This is a genomic window from Cellulomonas alba (assembly GCF_030362835.1).
GTDB lineage: Bacteria > Actinomycetota > Actinomycetes > Actinomycetales > Cellulomonadaceae > Cellulomonas > Cellulomonas alba.
In genome coordinates this window covers 2055922-2081842 of record NZ_JAUCGQ010000001.1, presented here as the reverse complement: position 1 = coordinate 2081842, position 25921 = coordinate 2055922, and the positions used below count along the sequence as shown (strand labels likewise).

The 25921-nt window shown below is 74.9% G+C and carries 18 protein-coding genes; 7 read left to right on the top strand and 11 right to left on the bottom strand.

Annotated elements, in window-relative coordinates; genetic code table 11:
• Window positions 1-18: 18 nt before the first annotated feature.
• The gene (locus QRT04_RS09530) at window positions 19-381 is read left to right on the top strand and encodes a hypothetical protein (RefSeq protein WP_289454978.1); all 363 of its coding nucleotides are present in this window, start codon (window positions 19-21) and stop codon (window positions 379-381) included.
• Between the two features lie 103 nt (window positions 382-484).
• On the top strand, window positions 485-937 hold the full coding sequence (locus QRT04_RS09525; RefSeq protein ID WP_289454977.1) for a hypothetical protein: 453 nt from the start codon (window positions 485-487) through the stop codon (window positions 935-937).
• Window positions 938-989: 52 nt separating this feature from the next.
• On the opposite strand, the gene QRT04_RS09520 is transcribed toward QRT04_RS09525, so the two are convergent.
• Complete coding sequence (locus QRT04_RS09520) at window positions 990-1877, bottom strand: DUF2510 domain-containing protein (RefSeq protein WP_289454976.1); 888 nt, start codon at window positions 1875-1877, stop codon at window positions 990-992.
• A 312-nt stretch (window positions 1878-2189) separates the two neighbouring features.
• Between QRT04_RS09520 and QRT04_RS09515 the strand changes: the two genes are divergently transcribed.
• Window positions 2190-2582, top strand: coding sequence for a YunG family protein (locus tag QRT04_RS09515; protein WP_289454975.1), 393 nt, complete (start codon window positions 2190-2192; stop codon window positions 2580-2582).
• Window positions 2583-2828: 246 nt separating this feature from the next.
• Here the strand turns inward: QRT04_RS09515 and QRT04_RS09510 are convergent, their stop codons facing one another.
• The 3 genes from QRT04_RS09510 to QRT04_RS09500 form a co-directional block, all read right to left on the bottom strand.
• Window positions 2829-3830 carry an alpha/beta hydrolase gene (locus QRT04_RS09510; RefSeq protein ID WP_289454974.1) on the bottom strand — a complete coding sequence of 334 codons (1002 nt, stop codon included), beginning with the start codon at window positions 3828-3830 and terminating at the stop codon, window positions 2829-2831.
• Entirely contained in the window at window positions 3827-5338 is a 1512-nt protein-coding gene (gene arfA / locus QRT04_RS09505) for an arabinosylfuranosidase ArfA (protein ID WP_289454973.1), read from the bottom strand. Before arfA ends, QRT04_RS09510 begins: the two co-directional genes overlap by 4 nt.
• A gap of 141 nt (window positions 5339-5479) precedes the next feature.
• Window positions 5480-5668, bottom strand: coding sequence for a hypothetical protein (locus QRT04_RS09500; protein WP_289454972.1), 189 nt, complete (start codon window positions 5666-5668; stop codon window positions 5480-5482).
• 136 nt (window positions 5669-5804) lie between these two features.
• On the opposite strand from QRT04_RS09500, the gene QRT04_RS09495 reads away from it, so the two are divergent.
• Window positions 5805-7397, top strand: coding sequence for an AMP-binding protein (locus QRT04_RS09495; protein WP_289454971.1), 1593 nt, complete (start codon window positions 5805-5807; stop codon window positions 7395-7397).
• 150 nt (window positions 7398-7547) lie between these two features.
• Window positions 7548-8168, top strand: coding sequence for a hypothetical protein (locus QRT04_RS09490; protein ID WP_289454970.1), 621 nt, complete (start codon window positions 7548-7550; stop codon window positions 8166-8168).
• Window positions 8169-8178: 10 nt separating this feature from the next.
• On the opposite strand, the gene QRT04_RS09485 is transcribed toward QRT04_RS09490, so the two are convergent.
• The 6 genes from QRT04_RS09485 to QRT04_RS09460 form a co-directional block, all read right to left on the bottom strand.
• Complete coding sequence (locus QRT04_RS09485; protein ID WP_289454969.1) at window positions 8179-8757, bottom strand: hypothetical protein; 579 nt, start codon at window positions 8755-8757, stop codon at window positions 8179-8181.
• 111 nt (window positions 8758-8868) lie between these two features.
• The gene (locus tag QRT04_RS09480) at window positions 8869-9768 is read right to left on the bottom strand and encodes a siderophore-interacting protein (protein WP_289454968.1); all 900 of its coding nucleotides are present in this window, start codon (window positions 9766-9768) and stop codon (window positions 8869-8871) included.
• Window positions 9769-9836: 68 nt separating this feature from the next.
• Window positions 9837-10709, bottom strand: coding sequence for a class I SAM-dependent methyltransferase (locus tag QRT04_RS09475; RefSeq protein ID WP_289454967.1), 873 nt, complete (start codon window positions 10707-10709; stop codon window positions 9837-9839).
• A 76-nt stretch (window positions 10710-10785) separates the two neighbouring features.
• Window positions 10786-11769: a DUF389 domain-containing protein gene (locus QRT04_RS09470; RefSeq protein WP_289454966.1), complete on the bottom strand. Its 984-nt coding sequence runs from the start codon at window positions 11767-11769 to the stop codon at window positions 10786-10788.
• A 91-nt stretch (window positions 11770-11860) separates the two neighbouring features.
• The gene (locus QRT04_RS09465) at window positions 11861-13006 is read right to left on the bottom strand and encodes a VIT1/CCC1 transporter family protein (protein WP_289454965.1); all 1146 of its coding nucleotides are present in this window, start codon (window positions 13004-13006) and stop codon (window positions 11861-11863) included.
• A 220-nt stretch (window positions 13007-13226) separates the two neighbouring features.
• Window positions 13227-13592, bottom strand: coding sequence for a hypothetical protein (locus QRT04_RS09460; protein ID WP_289454964.1), 366 nt, complete (start codon window positions 13590-13592; stop codon window positions 13227-13229).
• 161 nt (window positions 13593-13753) lie between these two features.
• Between QRT04_RS09460 and QRT04_RS09455 the strand changes: the two genes are divergently transcribed.
• Both QRT04_RS09455 and QRT04_RS09450 read left to right on the top strand, forming a co-directional pair.
• Window positions 13754-20542 carry a hypothetical protein gene (locus QRT04_RS09455; RefSeq protein ID WP_289454963.1) on the top strand — a complete coding sequence of 2263 codons (6789 nt, stop codon included), beginning with the start codon at window positions 13754-13756 and terminating at the stop codon, window positions 20540-20542.
• Complete coding sequence (locus tag QRT04_RS09450) at window positions 20542-24474, top strand: hypothetical protein (RefSeq protein WP_289454962.1); 3933 nt, start codon at window positions 20542-20544, stop codon at window positions 24472-24474. Before QRT04_RS09455 ends, QRT04_RS09450 begins: the two co-directional genes overlap by 1 nt.
• Window positions 24475-24547: 73 nt before the next feature.
• On the opposite strand, the gene QRT04_RS09445 is transcribed toward QRT04_RS09450, so the two are convergent.
• The gene (locus tag QRT04_RS09445; RefSeq protein WP_289454961.1) at window positions 24548-25867 is read right to left on the bottom strand and encodes an FAD-dependent oxidoreductase; all 1320 of its coding nucleotides are present in this window, start codon (window positions 25865-25867) and stop codon (window positions 24548-24550) included.
• Window positions 25868-25921 lie beyond the last annotated feature (54 nt).

Genomic DNA, 25921 nt, shown 5'->3' with positions numbered 1-25921 from the left:
CGCGGGCACAGTGGGCGGATGGAGACGCCGCAGGACTACCTGGACACGCTCGACGACCCTGCGCGCAGCTGGGTCGCCGGGCTCGTCGCGTACGCCGAGCGGCGCTCGGGCATCGACGCCGTGCTGTTCCGGTCGCGTCCGATGGTCAAGCTGGGCCGCACGTACCAGGACGGGTACGTGCTGGTGACGGCGGCGAAGGCGCACGGCACGGTGCACGCCATCGACTTCGACCTGGTCGACGAGATGCGCGAGATCCTGCCCCGCGCGGCGTTCGGCAAGGGCAGCGTCAAGGTCCCCTACGACGACGCGGCCGCGCTGCCCGAGCTGCGCGCGTTCATCGACCGCGTGCTGGTCCGGCACGGTGTCACGCCTCGGGACTGACCGGGAGGCACCGGAGCGGGACGTGACGAACCCGACCTCCCGCCGGCGCCCCGGCGGGACCTCGGCGGGTCCCCACGGGCTCCGCGGGACGTAGGGTCGAGACGTGGCCACGTTCTCTGCGGTGACTCGTCAGCACCTCCTCCAGGCGATCGCGGAGTACGACGCCCGCGGCGCCGACGACTTCCGCGGCGTGTACGGGTTCGCCGCCTCGACCGCCTACCCGCTGGTCCACGAGGGCCGCGAGTACGACTCGCTCGCGGTGCTCGGCGTCGCGCACCGGTACGCGACCGGACGGCTCGCGACGGCCGACGAGTTCGGCGACGGACCGGCCGCGCTCGCCGCCCTGCTGCGCCGGCGCGGCTTCGAGGTGAACGAGCCCGCGGGCGTGGCGGTCGCCGCGCCGGCTCGCACCCCCCGGGCCCCGCGAGCGCCGCGTGCTCCCCGCCAGACGGCGGCGCCCACCCGGCGCGCGGCCGCACCCGAGCGCGAGGCAGCCATCTGCCCCACGTGCTCGACGGCGCTGCCCGCGACGGGGGTCTGCGACTACTGCGGCTGACACCTGCGGCTGACGCGCCCGCGGCGGCGCGCGCAGCGTCCGGCGGGCGTCGTCAGCCGCGCGCCGCGCGCCTCGCCCGGAGGCCCTTGAACAGGAGAAAGCCGCCGACGCTGATCTCGCCCGCGCGCACGATGAACGTCCACAGCGACAGGACGAACACGAGCCCGCCCGCGCCCGCGAACACCCAGAAGATCATCTGGAGCATCTTCTCGGGCGCGATGCGCGCATCGGCGGGGTTCGCGAGGTTGTAGATCACCTTCACGTGCGTCCCGACCGCCGGGCAGGTGCTCGAGCTGCCGTTGCTGCCCGCCGAGTACACCTGCCCGCCCACCACGAACTGCGCCTCGGGGGAGCACATGCGGCCGTCGTCGCCGACGTGCGAGTGCTGGTCGACGACGGTCCCCTGGATGGAGGCCTCGCCGGGGTGCGTGGACCCCGGCTCGAGCGCGATCGGTCGGATGACGACCATCGAGATCAGCACGAACAGCGCGCCGAAGACCATGCCGCTCAGCGCACCCCCGATCCCCTGACGGTTCCGGCCGATACCGATGACACCGTCGGCGACGAGTGCGCCGCCGACGGCGGCCGTCCCGGTCGCGCGGCCCTCGTCCGTCCCGGCGTACTGGCGCACCTGACCCAGGACCTGGCCGAGCTGCTCGGCGAGGTCCGGCGTGTGGGGTCGCGGAACCCCGGTGTGCGGGCCGCCGAACGACCAGCCACCCGCCTGCCCGTAGGACGCGTCCGGCTGCGGGTAGGCGGTCCCGGGCTGCGGGGACGTCGTCGGCGGCTGGGGCACCCACCCGCCGGCGCCGACGGGCGCGGGCTGCGGTTGCGGCGCCGCCGGCACGGGCTGGACGTGCTGCGTCCACCCGGTCCCGTCCCAGTAGCGCACGCTCCCCGGACCCTGCGGGTCCGGGTACCAACCGGCCGGTGCGGCCATGTCGTCGTCCTTTCGCGGTGGACGCGCACGCCGAGCGGCATGCCCCCGCCTCTTCCTCGTCACGAAGGCTCCTCGGCATGAGCGCCCACGCCAGCTGCCCGGCGCCTCCGCCGTTCCACCGGGCGATCAGGTGAACGGCTGCTCTGCCGGACGGGTGACGACCCGAGCCCAGACGTCCGGGACACCCGTCGCGGGGTTCGCGGGATGCCGACCACGCACGCGACGCGCGGCCCCCCGGTTCGAGGTCGGGTGATGGCAGGCGCATGCGACACACGCGCGGCGGATGTGGGTGGCGGCTGGCACCCTCCGGGCATGCCGATCACCGCCGACGAGCTCCGCCGCCACTTCCTCGCCGCCTGGGGGCCCGACACGTGCTACCCGAACGCGAGCGCCGAGTGGACGCCGGACAACCCGTCCCGGGACCAGTGCGGCATGACGGCGCTCGTCGTGCAGGACGTCCTCGGCGGCGATCTCGTCCTCGCCGCGGTGCACGTGGACGGCGTCAAGGTCGGCCACCACTACTGGAACCGCCTGCCCGACGGGTCCGACGTCGACCTCACGGGCGACCAGTTCCGGCCGGACGAGGTCGTGGTCGGTGGCGAGGTGGTCGTGCGGCCGCCCGACGCCCCGCGGTACCACCGCGAGCAGTACGAGCTGCTGCGCGGGCGGGTGCTCGCGTCGCTGGCCGCGGAGCCGAGCGCCTGACCCGCCGGCAGGCCCGTGGACCGGGCACCCGTGCGCGTCGAGGCGATCCCGCGCGCACGACGCCGCGGACCAGCGACGGCTCTGGGACCTGTCCGAGGGGCTGACGGGCGTCCGATACCCGGTCGGCACCGGGTCGAGCACCATCGGCGAGGGCCCCGGACGTGCAGCGCCCGGACAGGGCCTGCCAGAGGGGTAGACGCACAGCGGGCCGAACGCTCACGGCACGAGGACCGGCCCCGCGGCGGTCTACCGGCGCAGTCGCGCCGCGAGCGCGTCGAGCGTCGCGGCCGCGGGCGCGAAGCCCACGAGGTCGAGGTGCCCGTGCGGCACGCCCGCCCGCGTCACCACGTCCACCTCGACGCCCGCCGCCCGCAGCTGCTCGGCGAACAGGTCGCCGCTCGCGCGGAAGCCGTCGAACTCGCCGTTCTCGACGTACGTCGGCGGGAACACCGACAGGTCGTCGGCCAGCCCGGCGTACGCGTACGGCGTCGCCGTCTCGGGACCGCCGCCGAGCATGTTCCGGTCGACGGCGCCCGACATCTCCGGCGGGAAGGCCAGCGCGGGCGGGGCCGCCGCGAGCGCCTCTGCCAGCTCGGCGTCCGGCGCCGGCACCCGCGGGTGCAGCAGCGCGTACACGAGCAGCGCCTGCCACGGCGCGCGCCCCTCGGACCCGCGGCGCCAGGCCACGCCCGCGGCGAGCGCCGCCCCCGCGCTCGCGCCGCCGATCGCGACCCGCGCGGGATCGACGCCGAACCGCTCGGGCTCGGCGCGCACCGCGTCGAGGACGGCCGCGCAGTCGTCCTGCGGCACGGGGTAGCGCACCGGCAGACCCCGCTCGTCGACCCGGTCGCCGACCGTGCCGCCCAGCTCCGCCGGGACGGGGCACAGGTGGTAGTCGACCGAGACGACCACGGCGTCGGCCCGGCCCGCGACGCCGCGCGCGACCTCGTGCGCCTCCGGCATGTCGAGGTCGCCCCACGCGAACGCGCCGCCGTGCATCCACACGAGGCACGGCCGGCCACCGCTCGGCGCGGGCGTGCGCGGCGTGTAGACCCGGACGGGCACGTCGCCGTGCGGGCCGGGGATCGCCACCTCGGTGATGTCGAGGTCCCACTCCTCCGCGGGACCCAACGGCGCCTTCCACTGCGCGTTCACCTCGTCGGGCATCTCGCGGAAGTTCGCGTAGCCCTCGAGGAGGTGCCGGCGAGCCTCGAGCTCGGGCACGAACGTGCGCGCCGCCGGGGTCATGCGCGCGCCAGCCGGATGACGGACCACGAGACGGGCGGCAGCTCGATGCCGAGCCGGCCGTCCGTGATCGTCGCGGTCGCGTTGGCCTCGGGCAGCACCGACGTCGAGTCGTCGGCGGTGGCGGTCCACGTGTGGTCGGGGTTCGCCAGCGTCAGCGCCTCGGTCACCGCCAGGTCGCCGAGCCGGGACAGGTCGACCTCGAGCGCCGTGGGCTCCGACGTCGACCGGTTGACCGCGAGCACGACGAGCCCGCCGGTCTCGGCGTCGTGCGTGACGACGGCGTCGAGCACCGGGACCTCTCCGTACTTGGCCGTCTCGACCGTCGGCGAGTCGATCGCCGCGCGCAGCACCTGGCCCGCCGCGTGCCGCGCCGTGAGCGCGAACGGATGGAAGATCGTCTGCTTCCAGACGCGCCCGCCCGGCTCCGTCATGATCGGCGCGATCACGTTGACGAGCTGCGCGAGCGACGCCGCGTGCACGCGGTCGGCGTGCCGGAGCAGCGAGATCAGCAGGTTGCCGACGACCACGGCGTCGGCCACGTTGTAGCGGTCCTCGAGCAGCACCGGCGCGATCGGCCAGTCGTCGCCCGACGGCGGCTGCGACTCGGCGCGGTGGATGTACCAGACGTTCCACTCGTCGAACGAGATGTTGATCCGCTTCTCGTGCTTGCCGGCGGCGCGCACCGCGTCGGCCGTCGCGACGACGTCCTCGATGAAGCGGTCCATGTCGACGGCCGAGGCGAGGAACGACGTGAGGTCGCCGTCCTCCTCCCAGTAGTAGGCGTGCGCCGAGACGAGGTCGACCTGGTCGTAGGCCTCCGTCAGCACGACGTTCTCCCACGTGCCGAACGTCGCCATGCCGCGGCCCGACGACCCGCACGCGACGAGCTCGATGCCCGGGTCGATCATCCGCATGGCGCGGGCCGTCTCGGCCGCGAGACGCCCGTACTCCTGCGGCGTCTTGTGGCCCGTCTGCCACGGGCCGTCCATCTCGTTGCCGAGGCACCACAGGCGGATGCGGTACGGCTCCTCGGCGCCGTTCGCGCGGCGCAGGTCGGAGAAGTGCGTACCGCCCGGCACGTTGCAGTACTCGAGCAGGTCGAGGGCGTCCTGCACGCCGCGGGTGCCGAGGTTGACCGCCATCATCGGCTCGACGCCCGCCTTGCGGCACCACCGCATGTACTCGTCGACGCCGACCCAGTTCGGCTCGGTCGAGTGCCACGCCAGGTCGAGGCGGCGCGGCCGGTCGGCCACGGGACCGATGCCGTCCTCCCACCGGTACCCCGACACGAAGTTGCCGCCCGGGTAGCGCACCGTGCTGACGCCCAGCTCGCGGGTCAGCTCGATGACGTCCTCGCGGAAGCCGTCGGCGTCCGCGGTGGGGTGGCCGGGGTCGTGGATGCCCGAGTAGACGCAGCGGCCGAGGTGCTCGACGAACGAGCCGAAGAGCCGCGGACGGACGGGACCGAGGGCGAACGCGGGGTCGATCGTGAGGACTGCCGAGTGCATGTGATCAAGCCGTTCGGTGGTTCGGGGACGGGTGGAAGTTGCGATTCGACGCACGCAACTTAACGCGCCGGCAGGGGTGCCCCGCGCACGGGCCGCTCGCGGCGCGGCCCGACGGCTCGGGTCGCCGCCGCGCCGTCCGGGTCAGCTGCCGTAGAAGCTCTTGAGCAGCTCGAAGACGACGATCGCCGGCCAGACGATCGCCTTCGGGATCGCCAGGACGAACTCCCAGAAGGTGTCGGCAGCCCAGAAGTAGTAGACCGCCCCGCCGATCAGGCCGAGGCCGTAGACCGCCCCGCCGCCGGCGCCGGCGCGCGCGTTCCCGCTCGTCATGGCGTCTCTCCTCGTCGTCGACCGCCGGGGACACCGTTCACCCGGGGGAGGGCCGGGTCAAGGGACCTGGTGCCCGCACCGGTCGACAACGCCCCACCCGCGGTGCATCGTCGGCGCAGAGCCAAGGGAGGTTCGCGTGTTCACCAGCCCGCTCGGCGACGTCGACATCCCCGCGGTCAGCGTCTACGACTACCTGTTCGGGTCGCTGACGGACGACGAGCTGGACGACGTCGCGCTGATCGACCCGGCGACCGGCGCCGAGACGACGTACCGCACGTTGCGCGGGCAGGTGCTCGCGCTGGCCGGGGCGCTCGCGGCGCGCGACGTCGGGATCGGCACGACCGTCGGCCTGCTGTGCCCCAACGTCCCCGCGTTCGCGACGGTGTTCCACGGCGTGCTGCGTGCGGGCGCCACCGTCACGACGATCAACTCGCTGTACACCGCCCGCGAGATCGAGCAGCAGCTCCGGGACGCGCGGGCCTCGTGGCTCGTCACCGTGACCCCGCTCCTGGCCGCCGCGCGCGCGGCGGCGGACGCGGCGGGCATCACCGACGACCGCCTCGTCGTCCTCGACGGCGCCGAGGGCCACCCCGACCTGCGCGAGCTGCTCCTCGAGGGTCGCGCCGCGCCCGACGTCGTGTTCGACCCGGCCACGCACGTCGCGGTGCTGCCCTACTCGTCGGGCACGACGGGGGTGTCGAAGGCGGTCATGCTGAGCCACCGCAACCTCGTCGCCAACGTCGAGCAGTCGCGCGCGGTCATCACGCTCACGCCGGCGGACCGCGTGCTGGCGGTGCTGCCGTTCTTCCACATCTACGGCATGACCGTGCTGCTGAACCTGGCGCTGCGGCAGCGCGCGAGCCTCGTCACGATGCCGCGGTTCGATCTGACGGAGTTCCTGCGGGTCGTCCAGGACCACCGGTGCACGTACCTGTTCGTCGCGCCGCCGATCGTCGTCGCGCTCGCCAAGCACCCGCTGGTCGACGAGTACGACCTCTCGTCCGTGCAGACGGTCCTGTCCGGCGCGGCGCCGCTCGACGGCGACACCGCGGAGCTCGCCGGCCGCCGGGTGGGTGCCCGGATGCTGCAGGGCTACGGCATGACGGAGCTCAGCCCGGTGTCGCACGCTATCCCGCGCGAACGGCACGACATCCCTGTCAGCTCGGTCGGCATCGCGGTGCCGAACATCGAGTGCCGGCTCGTCGACACCGAGACCGGCGACGAGATCACCGAGCTCGGCCCGGACGGCCGGACGGCGCCGGGAGAGCTCCTGGTGCGAGGCCCGAACGTGATGCTCGGCTACCTCGACGACTCGGAGGCGACCGCGCGCACGATCGACTCCGACGGCTTCCTGCACACCGGCGACGTCGCGGTGCTCCACGCGGGCGGCTGGTTCGCGATCGTCGACCGCGTCAAGGAGCTCATCAAGTACAAGGGCTACCAGATCGCGCCGGCCGAGCTGGAGGCGGTCCTGCTCGGGCACCCGCAGATCGTGGACGCGGCGGTCATCGGCGTGCTCGACGAGGACCGGCAGGAGATCCCGAAGGCGTTCGTCGTCGCGGCACCCGGCGCCACGCTGACGGCGGACGACGTCATGGCGTTCGTCGCGGGGCAGGTGGCGCCGCACAAGAAGGTCCGCCGGGTGGAGCTCGTCGAGGCGATCCCGAAGTCGGCGTCGGGGAAGATCCTGCGCAAGGAGCTCCGGGCCCGCGAGGCACCTGCGACCTAGAGCGCGTGACCCACCCCGCGCCCGCCGCGCGCCGGGCCGACGCGACCGGATCACCCGCGCGTCCCGTGGCTCTGCTCTCGAACCGACCGCGAGCGCGCGTCCCCGTCGTTAGGCTCGCGACGCGCACCCGACCGGGACGAAGGAGCCGACATGCGCGTCCTGATGCTCGCCGGTGCCATCGCTGTCGCGTCGGTCCTCGCCGGGTGCACCGCGGCCCCCACGCCGCACCCCGACGCGCTCGAGCCGGCCCCGTCGCAGTCACCGTCGCCGACGGTGAGCACGTGCGCACCGGACGCCGGCAGTGCCCGGCTGGCTGGCAAGGCCGTGCTCGGCCCGCGCACGATGATCGCCGTCGACGTCGACACGTACCGCCACGGCCGGCTCGTCTCGACGACGGGGCACACCACGGACGTGACGCCGATGCACGTCACCTGGGACGGCAGCGACCTCGCGCTCGGCGCGGACGACCTCCTCGGCGGGGACACGCTCAGTGAGCAGCTCTCCGCCGCCCACCTCTGGCTGAGCACACCCGACACGGGTCACCCGCACGACGGCCTGACGATCGAGGACCCGGGCAGCAAGACGTACGTCGCCTACCGGACGGCGCAGACCGTGAGTGTCCCCGTCACGGTGACGTGCGACGGGCGCACGTGGCACGGCACCATCGAGGCGTACACGATCGTCGGCGACGGGATCGCGGAGTGCGGGTACCGCCCGCCGCAGCCGACCGACGGCTCCCGCCTCGCGCAGAAGGCGTGCGCCGACGCCTAGCCGGACGCCGTCACGCCCCGAGGCTGCCGCCGGTCGGGTCGTACGTGACGGACAGGGAGACCTCGGTGTCCCCGGCGGGTCCGCGGCGTGTGCTCGCGCCCCACGTGTACTTCCCCTGGCCCGTGTCGTCATCGTGCGCCCCGGTGCTCAGGATCCCGCCCTCGCCGCCGGTGCTCTCGGCGAACGCGACGCATGCCCGCACGATCTCCTGCGGGTCGGCAGCGCCCGACGACAGGCCCGCGTCGATCCAGTCGAACCAGGTCCCGGCACCTTCGCAGAGGCTGCGGACGTCCGCCGCGGACGCGTCGCCGTGCACGTGCCGGTCGTATCGGACCGTCACGACCTCGTCGTGGTGGCCGTCGCCGTGGTCCCGGAACAGCACCGGCACGCCGTTGACGTCACGCACGTGCGCGTTCGTGTCGTCGGCGCCGTCCTCGGCGCCGATCATCGCCACCCACCCCGCCGGTCGGTACGTCGAGGTCAGCACGTCGGCCGCCCGGTCCGAGGCGCTGGGGCGCGACGAGCACGCCGACGCGAGCAGCACGGGCAGTGCGACGGCGACCACGCCGGCTCTGCGGACGTTCCCCACGATGCCTCCGTCGTACCGCCGCTGCTTGGGTGGTCGTTGTGTACCACCACGACGCGACGCGCATACGGTGAACGACGATGCGGTTCTCCTGGAACCGCGGCCACACCGGCGTCAGACCAGCTCCGGACGCCCCTCGCGCCAGTAGCCCATGAACGCCACGGCCTTGCGGTCGACGCCGCACTCCTTCACCAGGTGGCGCCGCAGCGTCTTGATGACGCCCGCCTCGCCCGCGAGCCACGCGTAGAGCTCGGCGTCCGCGCGCAGCGGCTGGTTGTGCGCGTCGACCGGCACCTCCCACAGGAGCGAGCGCTCGACGTCGACGTCCTCCAGGTCCGCGTCGCGCGCGACGCCGGCGAGCGGCAGCAGGCGGGACGTCGCCTCGCGGACCGCGGGGACGAGCACCGAGCCGTGCGCGCGGCCGTCACGGGCGAGCCAGCGGACCGCGACGCCGTCGGGCGCGTCGATCGGCAGGTGGTCGTCCGGGTGCGGCATCTCGATCAGGGCCTCGCCGCGGGCGTCGCGCGGCAGGCGCTCGAGGATGCCGGCGATCGCGGGCATCGCCGTCTCGTCACCGGCGATCAGCAGGCGGTCGGCGTGCGCCGGCGGGACGAAGTCGACGCCACCGTGCGGCGCTGGGTGGGCCGCGTCGGGGCCGAGGATCAGCAGCCGGTCACCGACGGCGGCCGTCGCCGCCCACCGGGACGCGGGGCCACCGTCGCCGTGAAGCACGACGTCGACGTCGAGCTCGCGCAGGTCCTGGCGGACGGTGCGCGCGGTGTACGTGCGGAGCACGGGGCGGACGTCGTCGGGCAGTGCGCGCCAGGCGGCGTACCAGTCGGTGACGTCGATCTCGGGGACGTCCTGGCCGACCGGCAGCACGAACTTGATGCGCTGGTCGAAGCCGTTGTCCGCGAAGCGGTCGAGGTCCGGGCCGCGGAACGTCACGCGGAGCACGCTCGGGCACAGGCGGACGCTGCGCGCCACCTGCACGTCGAACAACCTGAACGTCATGTCGGACTCCCTCTCGGGCGCCAGAGTAGACGAGTGAGGTTAGGCGTGCCTCATTCGTGGCAGACGTCTCAGCGCCGGGCCGTCAGGGTGAACGTCGCCGGCATGCGCTCCGGGCGGTCGCGGAGCCGGAACTCGCCGGTCGCCTGGTCCTCGACCATCAGCCCGGGGAGCGCGTCCCAGGGTGCGCTGTCGTGCTCGACGAGCGACGTGAGCTCGAGGCCCGCGTCGAGCACGGCCGTGACGATCTCCGCGAGGCCGTGGTTCCACTCCATCGAGCGCGGCTGCGCGACCTTGTCGACGCCCGCGTAGCTGTGCTCGTCGTGCCAGACGAGCGGCTCCGGCTGCTCGAAGTACGGCAGCTCGAGCGCCGGCGTCAGGCCGCGCGGGCCCGTGATCCACGGCTGCTGTGCGCGCTCGTCGTGGTCGGTCGCCACGGTGACGGCGAGCGCGGAGAGCATCACCGGGTGGCCGTCCCGGATGAACAGCCGGCCACCGGGCCGCAGCGGCGTCGCGACCGTCTCCGCCCAGCGTCGGATGCTCGGCAGCCAGCAGATCGCGCCGATCCCCGTGTAGACGAGGTCGAACGTGCGGCCGTCGAGCGCCTGCGGCGCGGAGTAGACGTCCGACTGGACGTACTCGATGGCCGCGCCGGCGCGTTCCGCCAGGTCGCGGGCCTCCGCGAGCGACCCGCCCGACAGGTCGACCCCCGTGACGCGAGCGCCGAGCCGGGCCAGGCTCAGGGTGTCGGTGCCGATGTGGCACTGCAGGTGCACCACCTCGAGGCCCGCGACGTCGCCGAGCCGCGGGACGTCGAAGCGGACGACGTCGGACAGGCGGTCGGGGTCCGCCAGGAGCGCGTCGAGGCCGTACGCACGCGCGTGCACGGTCGCGCGGCTGTCCCAGTTGGCGCGGTTCGTCGTCAGGTACTCGTCCTCGGCCACGCGCCCGCACGCTACCGGCGAGGCGGCGGATCGGCCCGACGGCCTGGCCCACCGGCGAACGGCGGCCCGGGCTCGTTCAGGGCCGGCGGATCACGGCCCGGCGCAGCCGCGGATGGCGGTCGATGAGCCGGGCGCGCCGCTCCGAGACGCGCCGCCACACGGTCTGCTGCAGCAGCAGCGTCGCCCACCCCGCCACCGCCATGCCGGTCAGGTTCACCACGAGCTGCAGCGCGCTGCCGCGCACCTCCGCGAACGCGCCGAACGCGAGACCGAGCGCGACGTTGCCGGCGGCCGGGATGGTCGTGACCGAGATGAAGACGCCCGTCAGCCCGCCCATCCGCGCCGAGGTCAGCGACAGCACGCCGGCCGCCCCCGCCACCACGGCGACGATCACGGACCACTTGTCGGGCTCGTAGATGAACGCCGTGCCGGGCCGGGAACCGCTGACGTCGGCGGGCGTCACCCAGCCGAGTCCCCGGCCGACCAGCGCCGCCACGCAGGCGAACGCGATCGCCACGACGAAGCCCACCACCAGCGCGCGCACCGCCAGCCGCAGCAGGTTCACGCGGCGCCGCACCAGCGCGACCCCCAGCGCAGCGACCGCGCCGAACTCCGGGCCGAGCACCATCGCGCCGACCACGAGGATCTGCGAGTCGACCACGATCGCGATGCTCGCCATCAGCGTCGCGAGGCACATGAAGCTGACGAACGTCCAGTTCAGCTCGGTGTCGGAGTACGCGCGGAGCGTGACCTCGGGCCACACGACCGCGTCGGCGGACGCGCCCGGTGTCCGCGTCTCGGCGTCGCGCCCGGCGCGCGACATCCACGTCTCGACGTTCTCGACCTGCAGCGTCCCGACGCGGTGCAGGTCGAGCGCGAGCAGCCGCTCGACGACGGCGTTCGTGCCCTCGCGCGCGACGTCCGCCGTGACGACGTCGCCCGCCGGGGTGATCGACGCTCCGCGCATGCGGGCGAGCGCGCTGACCGACGGGTCGTCCGCGAGGGTGGCGACCACCTGGTCGCTGAGGTCGGCGGGGACCGACATCCGCAGGCGCAGCACCGCGTCAGTCTGTCGCGCGCGAGGCGGCCGCCGCGGGCAGCGCGCCGCGCGGCCGCCCGACGCCGCGCGTCCGGACCGCTGGACCGTGTCGCTACACCGTGCCGCCGAACGCGAGGCCGAGCACGTAGGTCGCCGCCGCCGCGCCGTACCCGATGGCGAGCTGGCGCAGCGCGCGCTTCGCCGGGGACGCGCCCGACAGGAGGCCGACCGTCGCGCCGGTGCCGAGCAGCGCGACACCCACGAGGGCCGCGGACCAGAGGATCGCGGTGGTTCCGGTGGCGCCCAGCAGGTACGGGACGACCGGCACGAGGGCACCGGAGGCGAAGAAGCAGAAGCTCGCGACCGCGACGTTCATGGCCTGCCCGACCGTCTCGTGCTCGTCGACGGACTCCTCGTCCGGCTCGGCCACCGACGACGGCACCCCCGCCAGGCCGCCCGCCTCGACCGGCAGGGACAGCGCGCTCGACGGCAGGTCCCGGCCCGCGCCGATCGCGGTCAGCGACGCGAGGACCCGGTCGGCGCGCGCCTGCGCCTCGTCGGCCGCCATGCCGCGCGCCCGGTAGACGAGCGCCAGCTCGTTCGCGTCGACGTCGAGGTCCGGCAGCGCGGCCCGCGCCGCCGGGCTCGGACGCGACGCCTCGAGCAGCTCGCGCTGCGAGCGCACCGACACGTACTCGCCGGCACCCATCGACAGCGCGCCCGCGAGCAGCCCCGCGAGGCCCGTGAGCAGCACGAGCTTGGCCGACGCGCCGCTCGCGCCGATGCCGAGCACGAGGGCGAGGTTCGAGACGAGCCCGTCGTTCGCGCCGAACACGGCCGCGCGGAACGTGCCCGACATGCGGTTCCGGCCGCGCGTCGCGAGGCCGCGCACGACCTCCTCGTGGATCCGCTCGTCGGCGGCCATCTGCGGGGTCGCGTCGGCGTCCTCGCCGTACTCCGAGCGCGCCTCGGCGCGCTGCGCGAGCGCGAGCACGAACACCGAGCCGAACCGCCGGGCCAGCCAGCCGAGCACGCGTGTGCGGACGTCCCCACGGCGCGGCTTGCCCACGCGGTCGCCGAGGAGGTCGAGCCAGTGCTGCTCGTGCCGGCCCTCGGCGTCCGCGAGCGCGAGCAGGATCGCGCGCTCCTCGCCCGTCCGGCGGCCGGCGAGGTCGCGGTAGACGGCGGCCTCGGCGCGTTCGTCGGCCAGGTACTGCCGCCAGCGGCGGATCTGCGCGGGGGTCGGCGTGCTCGTCACGCGTCCATGCTGGCAAACCCGAACGGGACGAACGCGACATCGGGCCGGTTTCGGGTTCCCGAATCGCGGGATGCCGCTGCCCGTGCCGCGAGACGCCGGGCGACCACCGGCGACCACCGGCACCGACCACGAACAACGCCGCGAGTCCGTGAGTGCGCAGTCACGTGGTCGAGGCGTCGTTCGTGGTCAGAGGTCGCCGGCGCGCGGTCCGCGTGGCGGCTCAGGACTCCCAGGGCGGCGTCTCGTCGAGCTTCGCGTAGTACTTGGCGAGGTGGCTGCGGACGCGGTCGCGGTCCTTGTCCGGCAGGTCGACGCCGCCGCGCGAGCCCTGCATCACGGCGGCCGCGGCGAACACCCCACGAGGAACGGCCTCGAGCCGGCCGCCGACGACGTCGGCGATCAGCAGCTTGTACGCGGTGAAGTTGTCCTTCGCGTCGGCGTCGTACCAGACGTGCGCGTCGCGGTACTTCTCGTTCGGCTCGTCCTGCGCCTTGGCCCACGCGCGGACGCGCTTCTCGGCGGCGGCACCGTCCCACTCGCGGTCGCGGTCGGCGAGCGGCAGGTCCTGGAACGCGGTCACAGCCATGGGGTGCTCCTTCCGATCGGGTCTCGTCTCGACCCTCGCGCGGGCCGCGCGTCGGCGCATCTCGGGCGGTGGCGGCGACGCGGGCGCTCGCGCCCTTGACGGCGTCCGGTCTGGGCGTCTATGCCTGGTTTGTCCCTCGTCCGGGTGAAGACGCTCCGAGGGTGGCGGCGACGCGGGGGGCAGCGATGGCAGGGCTGTGGGACTCGATCCCGGGCGGGTCGCAGGGTGCGCTCGGCGCGCTGGAGCCGCTGCTCTCGTCGGTCCCGGGTACCACCGAGTCGCAGCGCACCGAGAGCGACGGCGACTGGAAGATCTGGTCGAACACGCTCGGCGGCGACAAGCCGATGGACCTCGACATGTCCACGGGCGCGTTCACGCACGGGATCGGGTCCGGCGCCGGGAACGACGGCGTCCTGGAGCTCTCGGGTGGCCTCGGCGTCGAGCTCGGGCTGCACCTCGACTCCGGAGGCGACCCCGACGGGCCGGTGCGCGTCGTCCTCACGGTGCCGTCGTCGTCGCTCCGGCTGCCGTTCCTGCGCGGCGCGGCGCTCGACGGGCAGGGCCAGCTCCGCGCCGACCCGGCCCACGCGACGGTGAAGTTCCTGCTCCCGTCGCTCAAGGTCCGGCTGCTGCGGCCGGCCGACGGCGGCCTCAAGGTCGACCTGCTCGACGCGAGCGGCGCGGTCGACGACGACCCGGTGCTCAACCTCGTCCGGATGGACCCGCCGTACGCGCTCGTCGGACCCGACGACGTCGTCGGCTTCGCGTTCCGCGCCGCGGTGCTGGACCTCTCCGGCACGGCCGGACCGACCGGTGTCCCCGACGGCGCGCGCACGATGCCCGACGAGTGGCAGGGGCTCTACCTGCCCGAGATCCGGCTGTTCGTCTCGCCGAACGGCCTCTCCGGCCTCGCGGTGAGCGCCGGCGTGCGCGACCTGTGGATCGGCTTCGGGCGCTTCGCCGGCGTCACGGGCGTGTTCAACGCCGAGGTCGTCAACCGGGGGTCCGCGCCGAACCTGCGGCTGCGGTTCCAGACCGCCGCGGGCGAGTGGATCGGCGTCAGCGACACGGACCCGATCGGCGACGTGGATCTCCCCGAGCACGTGACGCTGTACGCCGACGGCGGCGGCGGGGTCGCGCCGCTGTCGTTCAGCCTGACCGTCGACGGGACCGTGACGGCCTCCGACCGCGCGCCCGTGACGGTGCCGGCCTCGGGGAGCGTCAGCATCTCCGCGAGCTGCACCGACGCGGGCTCGCACACCACGACGCGCACGCTCACGGTGTCGCGCCGCAGCGCCGCCGCGATCACGGACGGCACGAGCCAACCGGTGACCCCGGCGACGACGTCGTCCACGGGGTACGTGCTGCTCACCGCGCCGTCGACCGCCACGGCCGTCACCGTCAGCCTGTCGCCCGACCCCGGCGGCACGGTGGCCTGGACGTGGGACGGGCAGACGACGCCCGTCACCGGGGCGACGGCCGACATCCCGGTCACCGCGGGCACGCCCGTGCACGTGACCGCGACCGTCACGCGCACCACGGCCGAGACGACGACCGTCGACGCCTACTTCGAGTTCGACCACCCGTCGCCGCAGGAGCTGACCTCCGGCCCGTCGACGCGCTGGACCGACAACCCCGACAGCACCACGTCGAGCCAGTGGGCGAGCCGGCACGACAAGGGGTCCGCGCCACCCCTGCTGTCCGCCGAGGGGCTGCAGCGCCTCGCGGCGCTGCCCAAGTCCACGGTGTTCTCCGTCGAGGGCTGGGCGTCCGCCGAGCTCCCCGGCAACACGACCAAGCAGGAGTACAACCTCCACCTGTCCGAGCGTCGGCGAGACGCCCTGATCGCGATCCTCACGTCGACCGCCTACCCGGAGCTGGGCTTCGCCGCGCCGACCGCGGTCCCCGGCCACGGCCAGACGGACGCCGAGGGCGCGTCGGGCCAGGCCGCGCAGCAGTCGCCCGGCTGGTGGCACGCGCGCGCGACCGCGCACCTGAACGAGACCGTCACGGTGACGGGCACGCTGACCCGCTCCGCGAACCCCCCGGACCCGCAGCACACCGACCCGCGGCCGACCCCACCGCCCACGCCGGACTGCTTCCGCAAGATCGGCGTCACGGTCGAGCTCGTCCGGTCGACCTTCGTACGCGCCGAGATCTACGGCGAGTTCGACATCCAGACGGCCGCCGAGCAGCGCCTGTCGGCGTCCGACCCCGGCGCGACGATCCCGCCGCGCGACAACCCGAGCGACGGCATCTGCCAGTTCCTGCTGCGGCTGCGGATCGCCGAGGACCGCTCGTCGTGGGAGGTCGACGCGCAGTTCAAGGCGATCGACGCCGACAAGGACGGCCTGCTGCAGAAGACGGGCGACGGGACGGCGACGGGCCTCAACATCCTCGGCGCGCTCGCGGTGCTGTCCCCGCTGCTCGCGACCGCGACGCCCGCGAGCCCGACGGCCGGCGAGCTCGTGCCGATGGCGCTCGCGACGGGCGGCGTCGTCGCGCTCGGGGCGACCGGCGTCATCAAGACGATGAAGCTCACGCTGCACGGCGGGCAGCTCGTCGTGACGAGCGGGCTCGTCGACCCGTCCACCGGGGACGGGCCGCGGGCGACGTCCATCAGCATCCTCATCGACGTCGAGACGTCGTTCACCTTCGACGTCTCGCCGCTGCTCAAGGTGGACCCCGCCAAGCCGCTCACCGCGCGGTACAAGGCGGTCGGCATCCGCTCGTCCTGGCGCTCCGACCCGCAGCCCGACGGGACCGTCCAGTACGTGCCGCTGCCCGTGTTCGACCCCAGCCAGGGGTACTCGCTCGACATCCCGACCGGCTCGCTCATCGGGCCCAACGCGCTCAAGGACATCCTGCGCGTGCTCGGCGGCAAGATCAGCAAGGACAACCCGACCTACCTCGAGGTCGAGGTCGGCCTCGGCGTCGACCTCGGCATCGTCACCGTCGACACCGCGCGCGTCCGCGTCCGGCTCGACCAGCCCGACGTGCCGCAGCTGACCGCGCTCGGCGCGCACGTGACGATCCCCGACGTCCTGCACGGCGGCGGCAGGGTGTCGATCGACCCGGGCGGCTTCTCCGGCTCGTTCGACCTGACGATGGACTCGCTGAACCTGCGCGTCGCCGCCCAGCTCGCCGTGCACCAGGAGGGCGGCGTCACCGGCGTTCTCGTCGGCGCCGAGGTCCAGTTCCCCGTCGCCATCCCGCTCGGCAGCTCGGGCCTCGGGATCATGGGCTTCCTCGGCGGCGTCGCCGTCAACTACGCCCGCAACGAGACCCCGTACGCGAGCGAGCAGGTACCCGCGCTGGCGTGGATGAAGGCGCAGCTCACGGACCCGAACGGCTCGATCATGAAGCCGGACGGGTGGCGGTTCCAGGCCGGCGCGTACGCCGTCGCGGGCGGGATCCTGCTCGGCACCGCCGAGGGCGGCTTCATCGTGCACCTCAAGGGCATGGTGCTCGTCGAGGTCCCCGGCCCGCGGCTGCTGTTCGCGATGAAGGCCGACGTCATCTCGCCGCCGCCCGTGCTGTCCGACGCCAACGCCGAGGCCACGTTCGTCGCGGTGCTCGACATCAACATCGGCGCGGGCACGATCACGCTCGGGCTCGTCGCCGACTACACCGTGAAGTCCCTGGTCAAGGTGCACGTCCCCGTCACGGCGTTCTTCGACACGAACCACGTCGACGAGTGGCTCGTCGACCTCGGCACCTACGACGTCCCCGTCACCGTCAGCGTGCTCGACGTCTTCACCGGCACCGGGTACCTGATGGTCCACGGCGACGGCAGCACGGTGCACATCCCGACGCTGCCGATCGTCGCGAACGGCCTGGTCATCGCCGTCGGGTTCCACATGCAGGTCGTCCTGATGGGGAGCAAGGCCGTCGGCCTGTACCTCGAGGTCGACGCCGGCTTCGACGCGCTCGTGTCGTTCTCGCCCCCGGGCATCGCGGGGTTCATCCACGTCAAGGGCGAGCTGCGGCTGTGGATCATCGGCATCTCGGTGAGCGCGTCGCTCACCGTGGTCGTCGGGACGATGCTCGACGCGCACGGCGCGCCGCAGGACGTCGTCTACGTGCACGGCGAGGTCTGCGGCGAGGTCGACTTCTTCTTCTTCAGCGTCAAGGGCTGCGTCTCGCTGACCATCGGCGACCCGGACGTGCCCGCGCCCGTGCCGCCGCCGCTCGTCAAGGGCGTGAACCTGGTGTCGCGGTCGCCTGCGCTCGTGCTCGGCAGCGCCATCGACCGGTCCGTCGACGGCGTCATCGGCACCGCGGTCGAGGTCGGCGCGGCCGGCGACCTGCCCAGCGTCCCGCTCGACGCCATCCCGGTGATCGGCTTCGAGACGCCACCTCTGGTCAAGGGCGGCGACATCGTGCTCGGCGGCGTCGCGAACGGCAGCAGCGGTGCGCCCGCGAACCCGTGGGTCAAGCACGGCGACACGTGGTGGCGGTACCGGCTGACGAGCGTCCAGCTCAGCGGCGCGCTGCAGCCCGCGGCGCCGGACGGCAAGACGCCCGCCACGTGGTGGGCCTCGGCCTCGCCCGACCCGAGCCACGGCGCGTCCCTCGCGCTGCTCTCGTGGATCCCCACCGCGACCCCGCGCGCCGTGACGCTCGGGCAGTCGCTCACGACGACGGTGACCGAGACGTGGGGCACGGTCTGCACCCCGGTCGCGGACGCCGCGCCGGTCCTGTGGACCTTCGACGACCAGGCCACCGGGCCGTCCGCCGCCGGCTGGGACCTCGTCGGCGTGCCGTGGCCCGACGAGCCCGGGACGCAGCGGTCGGTGCCGGCCGACCTGCGCGCGCACGTGTCCGAGCCCTGGCGGACCGGGGACGCGCTCGCCGACCTGCTGCAGGGCACCAGCCCGGCGCTGGTCGTCGGCGACCTCGTGCGGTGCGGCCGCGAGCGGGGGCAGACCCGGCTGATGGCGCTCAGCGCGGCGTCCAGCGTGTCCGGCGCGGGCGCGTCGTTCGGGTCGCTCCCGATCGCGGGCGCCTCGTCGCAGGACGTCGTCGACCTGCTCGCTGCCGGCACGTCGCTGCAGGACCTGCCCGCCGCGTGGGCGCTCGCGACCGTCGGGGGCGCCACGGCCGGCGCGCCGTCGTGCCGGGGCGCGATCCTGCGCTCGCCCGTCGGCGACGAGCCCGAACCCGCGCCGCACGCCCTGCCGCCGCAGCGGGACGTCGTGAAGAAGGTCTGGGACGCGCAGGGGTTCGCGCCGTCGGACCTGGGCGATGCCGTGGTCCTGCACGCGTCAGGCGGCTTCGCGTCGCTCGACGCCCTCGTGCTCGTGCCGCGCAAGGCTCTCGAGCGCGGGCTCGTGGTGCACTTCCGCGACGCGAGCGGCGCGCTGCTCGACGAGTACCGGGCCACGGGCGCCGACCTGCTCTCCGCGTCGCACAGCGTGCCGCCGAGCTGGGTCGACGCGTCCGGCCCGTGGCTCGACCCGGTGCTGCGCGCCGCGCAGGTCGGCGCGCGCGTCGTCGGCGGGTCCGGCGCCTACGCGTACGCCGTGCTGTCGCCGAAGGTGCCGCACGGGACGGTCGACGTCGAGATCGGCTGGGACCGGAAGCTCACGGCGTTCACCGGGATGGCGTTCTGGCTCGTCGCGTTCGGCGCGACCACCACCGCGGAGGTCGACCGCCAGGACTGGGACACCCAGACCGTCGACAGCGACAAGAGCAGCGTCACGAACGCCGTCGAGCAGGACCCGGACGACCACGCCCTGCTCGTCCCGGGCCAGACCTACACCGTGCACGTCGAGTGGGAGGCGCAGAGCAAGCAGCAGGACGACCAGCCGTCCGCCGCCGAGCCCGAGGCCTACGCCGCGGGCGACCCCCAGGAGTTCCAGTTCGTCGCGGACGGGCAGGCCGACGCACCGCAGCGCCTCGACCCGTGGCTCCTGTCGACCGCGCCCGACGTGGGCGAGACGGGGTTCCTGCTCGGTGAGCCGCTCCAGGTGGCGCTCGCGACGCAGAAGGTGTCGGACCTGTTCGACGCGTACGGGCTCGAGATCCGGATCGTCGTGCGCGCCGCCTCCGGGCGGCACCCGAGCCCGCCGGGCGGCGGCGCACCGGGCCAGTTCGTCACGGTGCCCGTCGGTCTCGGGGGCGTCCTGCAGGCCGCCGACCCGGGCCTGCAGGTCATGACGCCGTGGCAGCAGACGGTCACCGCGCTGCTCGACGAGCTGCCGTGCGTCGACGGCTCGGGCTCGACGACGCACCACTCGGTGATCACGCTCGACTACGCGCTCGAGCCGCTCACGGACTACCTGCTCGACGTGTACGCCGTGCCGAAGGGTGCGCCCGACGACGCGACCGGCACCCGGCTGTACCGCGTGCCGTTCACGACGTCGCGGTTCACGGCGGTCGCCGACCTGGCTGCGCTCGTGATCGCGGCACCCGTCCGGGCGTCGCTCGTGCCGACGCCGGCCGGCCTCGCGACGCTCACCGCGCGGCCGACGGGCGACCAGCTCGACGCGGCGTTCCAGGCCGCTGGGCTGCCGGTGCCGCAGGTGCCGCGCTACCCGTCGGTCACGGTCCTGTGGTCGCCCGACGCGGTGCCGCAGCCGGTGGCCGTCGTGATCGAGGGCGGCGAGACGTTCTGGCGCGCGCGGCCGGTGCCGACGTTCGTCACCGGTCTCGTGGTCGACGACCCGACGCAGGGCTGGTGGGTCGCGGAGGACACCGACTGGCTCGCGCTGCAGGTGTCGACGTCCACCCCAGGCGCCGGCGACCTGCCGCGCGCACCCGTCACCCGGCTCGTGCGCGCCCCCGGCGACACGCGCGCGGTCGTGCTGCTCGGACCGTCCGCGCGCGGCACCGAGCTCGTGCTCGACCTCGTGCGCGCCGCCGACCCGCTGTCCGGCACGGCCGGCTCGACCGCGACCGCCGCCCGCGTGCCGCTCGTCCGCGCGCCGTGGGAGATGGAGGACTGATGGCCACGCGCATCGCCCGGCCCTACCTGTTCCACGGGCGCACCAGCGTCGTGCCGTGGCTCGCGGTGCTGCGCGGGCAGCTCTCGCACGTCTCGCTGCCGCAGCAGCCGGTGCTCACGCGCGGGCCCGTCCTCGGCCCGTCCGCCGGGCTCGCGACGCACGTGACGCCTGCGGCGGGCCTCGCGCAGCAGGCCGCCGCGCTCGAGAAGCGCGGCTCCGACGTGCAGCTGCGGTGGATGGTGTCGAAGACGCTCGGCACGCCGTTCGGCCCGTTCACGGTGTGGTTCCGCCGCTCCACGGACAAGCCGGCGCCGGTCGACGTCTCGGTGGTCGACGTGACCGACCACCTCGGCTTCTGGCTGCCCGACGTCGCCGCGACGGTCGTGGTCGACTGCCAGCCGATCGACACGTCGCACGCCGTCGGGCTCAGCGGCACGTACTTCGGCGGCGGGCTGCTCGAGTCCGTCGGCGCCACCGCGGTCGCGGCGCCCGCCACCGGGCGCGTCACGCTCGTGCTGCGCACGTCCGGGGCGCAGTACCTGGAGCTCTTCAACGCCACCGACCCCAAGGTGCAGGTCGTGTGGCTGCAGGACGCGATCGACGCCGCCGACTGGAAGCCGCTCGAGCTCGTCGGCCTGCCCGCGGACGACCCGTGGAACGGCACGGGGTACGACACGTCGCCGCAGGGCCTGGTCTCCGCTCCCACGGACCCGGTGAGTGCGGCGGTCGACCGGCTCACGCGCGGCGGACCGCCCACCGGGTACGCGCCGCTGACGGCCACCGGGCGCGTCGTCGACCCGCCCTGGCGCTCGCCCGACCCCGACCTGCTGGTCAAGGAGGTCGTCGCGACGCTGCTGCCACGCATCGAGCGGATCTACCGCCCGACGCTGACGCCGGCCGACCAGGCCGCCCTCGTCGACACGCCGCCCGTCGACCCGCCGTCGCGCGGCTCGACGACGTCGGACCTCGACACCTCCGCCTCGCTCTCCCCGCTGGCCCTGCTGCTGCTGCCCGCGTCGGCCGACCCGTTCCTCGCGCTCGCGACCGGCTTCGGGACGGCGTACCCCGCGGCGGCGTTCGCGAGCAGGTCGCTCGCCGCACAGGGTGGCGCGGTCGAGTTCCTCGTGACCGCGCCGTACCCCGACACCCCCGAGGGCACCGGTCCGGTCGAGATGGCCGTCTACCTGCCGAACCCGCGGCAGCACGTCGCGACCGCCGCGCCCGCCGGCACGACGACCGCGCGGTCCGGCGTCCTCGCACCGACGACGATCGACGCACCCTGGCGCGAGTCGGTGCGCGTCCAGTGGGACCGGCTGCTGCCGTCGGCGGCGATGTCGCTCCCGACGAGCGCCGTCGTCGCCCGGTACGACGCGGCGCCGTCCACCGCGCAGGTGCTGCAGGAGGAGCGCGCCGCGGGCGACCGCCGGCCGCTCGTCATCGTGCCGGACTCGCCGCTCGAGAGCTCGCCGCTGTTCCGCCGCGCCTCGATGACGGACGCGGACCAGGAGATCCCGCTCGGCAGCGGGGGGCGGCACGTCGGGTACGCGGTCGCGGTCCAGGACGTGTTCGGCGTGTGGTCGCCGTGGAGCGACGAGCCGTGGGACGGCACCGAACCCGCGCCGCCGGGGGCGCACGTCGTCTCCATGGCGCTGACCAGCACGTTCGCGGGATCGACGACCTGCCCGGCGACGCTCGTGGTCGAGGTGGCGGTCGACTGGGACACGCGCACGCCCACGTCCGTCTCGATCGCCGGCGTGTTCTTCCCGTCGGCCACGAGCCACGACCCGGCGCCGTCCGGGACCGATCCCGTGAGTCCCGCGCCAGCCGGCGCGTTCCGCCGCGACGTCGTGCTGCCGTTCGTCGGCGACGAGCTCACCGGGCCGTCCGACGTCACGATCGTGCACCTCGACGACACGGGCACCACGAAGGTCGACCCGGGGACCGACCAGGGCACGCACGCCCGGCGCTACCGGCTGACGATCCCGGTCGCGACCCTCGACTTCTCCGCGACGCCGCGCTGGGGCGTCAAGCTCTGGGCGCGGTCCGCGCTGGCCGTCGTCGCCGACGCCGGCTGGCAGCCCGACCCCGCGCCCGTGCCGCCGGCGGTCGAGCACCCCGCGCTCGCGTACGTCGCGAGCCCGGTGCCGGTCCCGCCGATCCTGCCGCCGCCTCCGCCGGGCGTCCCGCTGGGCAGCACGCCGGACGACCGCAACCGCAGCCACGCGCGCATCCACTGGTCCGTGGCGTCCGGCGCCGCGCTCGACGCGACCGGCGGCTGCGTGGTCTGGGAGTGCGCCGAGACGGCGCTGCGCACGCGCGCCGGGCTGCCGGTGCGCGCGCCCGACGGGACGCTGCCCGGCGTCCGGCTGCAGCAGCTGTGGGACGCGTACGACGCGATGGACGCCACCGAGCAGCGCGCCGCCTTCCGCCGCCTGCTCGTGCTGCCCGGCACGGCCCGTGACGCCGACGTTGCGCTCCCCGCCGGCACGACGGACATCCACCTGTTCACGGTGACGACGCAGACCGCGACCCACGTCGACTCCGACTGGCCGACCGACTCGCCGCCGCACCTCGTGCTGCAGGCCGTCGCAGCTCCGCGCCTGCGGCGGCCCGGCGCTCCCGTCGTGCGGAGCGTCATCGGCGCCGGCGGGACGGTGACGCTCTCGCTCTCGTCGGACTCGGACGTTCCCGTCGCGTCGTTCGTGCTCTACCGGACGCGGTCGCCCGAGGCCGCGATGCGCGTCGAGACGATGGGGCCGTCGTTCGCCTCCGTGGCCGCGACCGGGCCCGGGTCGACGCCCGACCCGGCGTCGGGGCTGGACCTGTACACCGCCTCGTGGTCGGGGGCGTTCGACCCCTCCTGGGACGACTGGTCCGTCCGGGCGGTCGCCGTGCCGGTCGACACGGTGCCCGTCGAGGCCGTGCGCGGCCTGCCGTCCCGCGCGTCCGACGTCGTCACCGTCCGACTGCGACCGACGACCCCGCCTGACCTCGCACCGCTCGGGACCGACGTGTGGGGCGGCGGGCACGACGGGGTGCTCGTCACCACCTCGACGTCAGCGCCCGCGCGCCCGCTGCCCGACGGGGTGTTCCGCGTCTCCGCGACGGTGTCGGCCGCGCAGCCGACGGGCGACCCCGTCGACGTCGCGCCCACCGAGCTCGGCTCGGTCGTCGCGGGGGCGGTGACCGTGGCGGGCGGACCCCCCGCAGGGGCGTCGAGCGGCGTGCTCGTGCGCGTCGGGACCCGGTCCGGCGGTCGCCTGCCGCTCGCCGTCTGGTTCACGCGGCCGGTCGCCGCCGACCCGGTCGACGTCACCGTGCGGCTCATGGACCCGCTGGGCGGCCAGACCACGCAGAGCGTCACGGTGCCGGGCTGGGTCGCCGCCGCGCCGCCGACGCTCACGATCCTCGGCGTGACGAAGCTCGTCGGGCGCGTCGTGGTCCGGCTCGCGTCCGACGCACCCGTCGACGCGTCCCGGCCCGTGACGATGACCGTCGTCGTGACCAGCAAGCCGCTGATCGGCCCGCTGCCGCTGCCCGTCGACCGAGGGCTCCACCTCGGTGCCCACGCCGCCGACCTCGCCGGGGCGGCGCACGGGGACGTGTCCGAGGCGGTCCGGGAGGCGGTCCGCGGCCGCACGCCGGCGCGGCCCGCTGCCGGCGAGGCGAAGCTCGCGCCCGACCTCGGCGAGATCCTCGGCGAGCGCGGGGCCGGGCTCGGGCTTCCGCGGCGGACGACGTTCACCATCCGGCTGGACCAGGTCCCGACCGTCGCGTTCCCGTCCACCGCGCCGATCCAGGTGGTCCGCGTCGGCCACGTCAAGCCGCCCGAGTACGACGTGGTGGTCCGGATCGCGACGCCGTTCGGGTTCTCGGTGACGCTCGACGCGTCGGACGGGGGGCACGCGCAGGCGTCGCAGACGGTCAGCTGACGGCCGCGGCCGACGCCCACGCGCGCCCGGCCGGGCACGCCGGCGGCCGCGTCGGCGCGGGCGCAGCGTGGGCTCAGGCCGGCGGGCGCCACGACAGGATCGGCTCGAGCTGGCGCATCGCGAGGCGCGCCGCGAACGGACCCGTGAGCCGCATGCCCGCCTCGCGCAGCGCGACCACCGTCCGTCCGGTCCACGCCGTCGGCGCGCCGACGCGAGCCGAGGCGCGCGCCACCCTCGTCGTCCGCGGCACGCGCACGACCGAGTAGGCCGCGAGCGCCGTCCGCACGTCCGGTCCGCGCGCGAGGAGCGCCGCGAGCGTCACGCCGTCCTCGAGCGCCTGGCACCCGCCCTGTCCGAGGTTCGGCGGCATCGCGTGGGCCGCGTCACCGAGCAGCGCCACGCGGCCCACGTCGAAGCGCGGCAGCGGCGTCGCGAGCCAGCGCAGGTCGTGGTGCAGCACACGCCCCGGCTCGAGGTCGGCCAGCAGGGCCGGGATCGGGTCGTGCCAGTCGGCGAAGCGCGCCCGCAGCTCGGCCGCGTCGTCGTCGAACCGCGTGCCCTCCGGGAGCGCCGCGGTCAGGTAGCCGTAGACGCGGCCGTCGGCGAGCGGCGTCAGGCCGACGATCGACCCGCGGCCCCACGTCTCGGCGGCCTCGACGACGACGGGGCCGTCGGTGACGAAACGCCACGCCGTGACGCCGGTGTACGTCGGGCCGGGGTGGCCGGGGAACAGCGCGGCGCGGGTCGGCGAGTCGATGCCGTCCGCCGCGACGACGAGGTCGGCGTCGAGCCCGGTGGGCGCGGTCCCGCGGGCGGACGGTTCGCCGGCGGCGGACGCGGCGGGCGCGGTCTGACGAGCGGACGGCTCTCCGGCGGCGGGCCCGGTCTGACGAGCGGACGGCTCTCCGGCGGCGGACCCGGCGGGCGCGGTCTGACGAGCGGACGGCTCGACGGCGGACCCGGCCGGTGCCGTCGCGACGTGCGCGCGGGTGTCGCGGTCACCGGGCACGACGCCCGTTACCCGCACCCCCAGGCGGAGCGCGCCGTCAGGCAGCGCCCGGCGCAGGAGCTCGACGAGCTGCGCGCGGTGCAGGATCACGGTCCGCTCGCCGAGGCGGTCGCCGGCCGCGTCGACGCTCGCGCGGACGAGCCACCTCCCGTCGGGGCGGCGGAGCCCGGCGTCGCCCTGGAGCGCGGCCATCGAGCGGACCTCGTCGGCGAGGCCCACCGCGTCGAGCGCGCGGATCGCGTTGGGCGCGAGCGCGATGCCGGCCCCGACCGGCTCGAGCGACCGGGACTGCTCGAGCACGGTCACCGACCACCCGCGCTGCGCGAGCGCGACGGCGGCGGTCAGCCCGCCGATCCCGGCCCCGACGACGACGGCGTCACCCATGCGGGCCATCGTGCCGACGCCCGGCCCGCCGCGCCACGGCCAGCCCACCCGCCG

What these genes read in the sequence shown, in the direction of transcription:
- QRT04_RS09530 (WP_289454978.1), top strand. Translation starts at nt 19, where the DNA reads ATGGAGACGCCGCAGGACTACCTGGACACGCTCGACGACCCTGCGCGC.
- QRT04_RS09520 (WP_289454976.1), bottom strand. Translation starts at nt 1,877, where the DNA reads ATGGCCGCACCGGCCGGTTGGTACCCGGACCCGCAGGGTCCGGGGAGC.
- QRT04_RS09515 (WP_289454975.1), top strand. Translation starts at nt 2,190, where the DNA reads ATGCCGATCACCGCCGACGAGCTCCGCCGCCACTTCCTCGCCGCCTGG.
- QRT04_RS09510 (WP_289454974.1), bottom strand. Translation starts at nt 3,830, where the DNA reads ATGACCCCGGCGGCGCGCACGTTCGTGCCCGAGCTCGAGGCTCGCCGG.
- arfA (WP_289454973.1), bottom strand. Translation starts at nt 5,338, where the DNA reads ATGCACTCGGCAGTCCTCACGATCGACCCCGCGTTCGCCCTCGGTCCC.
- QRT04_RS09500 (WP_289454972.1), bottom strand. Translation starts at nt 5,668, where the DNA reads ATGACGAGCGGGAACGCGCGCGCCGGCGCCGGCGGCGGGGCGGTCTAC.
- QRT04_RS09490 (WP_289454970.1), top strand. Translation starts at nt 7,548, where the DNA reads ATGCGCGTCCTGATGCTCGCCGGTGCCATCGCTGTCGCGTCGGTCCTC.
- QRT04_RS09480 (WP_289454968.1), bottom strand. Translation starts at nt 9,768, where the DNA reads ATGACGTTCAGGTTGTTCGACGTGCAGGTGGCGCGCAGCGTCCGCCTG.
- QRT04_RS09460 (WP_289454964.1), bottom strand. Translation starts at nt 13,592, where the DNA reads ATGGCTGTGACCGCGTTCCAGGACCTGCCGCTCGCCGACCGCGACCGC.
- QRT04_RS09450 (WP_289454962.1), top strand. Translation starts at nt 20,542, where the DNA reads ATGGCCACGCGCATCGCCCGGCCCTACCTGTTCCACGGGCGCACCAGC.
- QRT04_RS09445 (WP_289454961.1), bottom strand. Translation starts at nt 25,867, where the DNA reads ATGGGTGACGCCGTCGTCGTCGGGGCCGGGATCGGCGGGCTGACCGCC.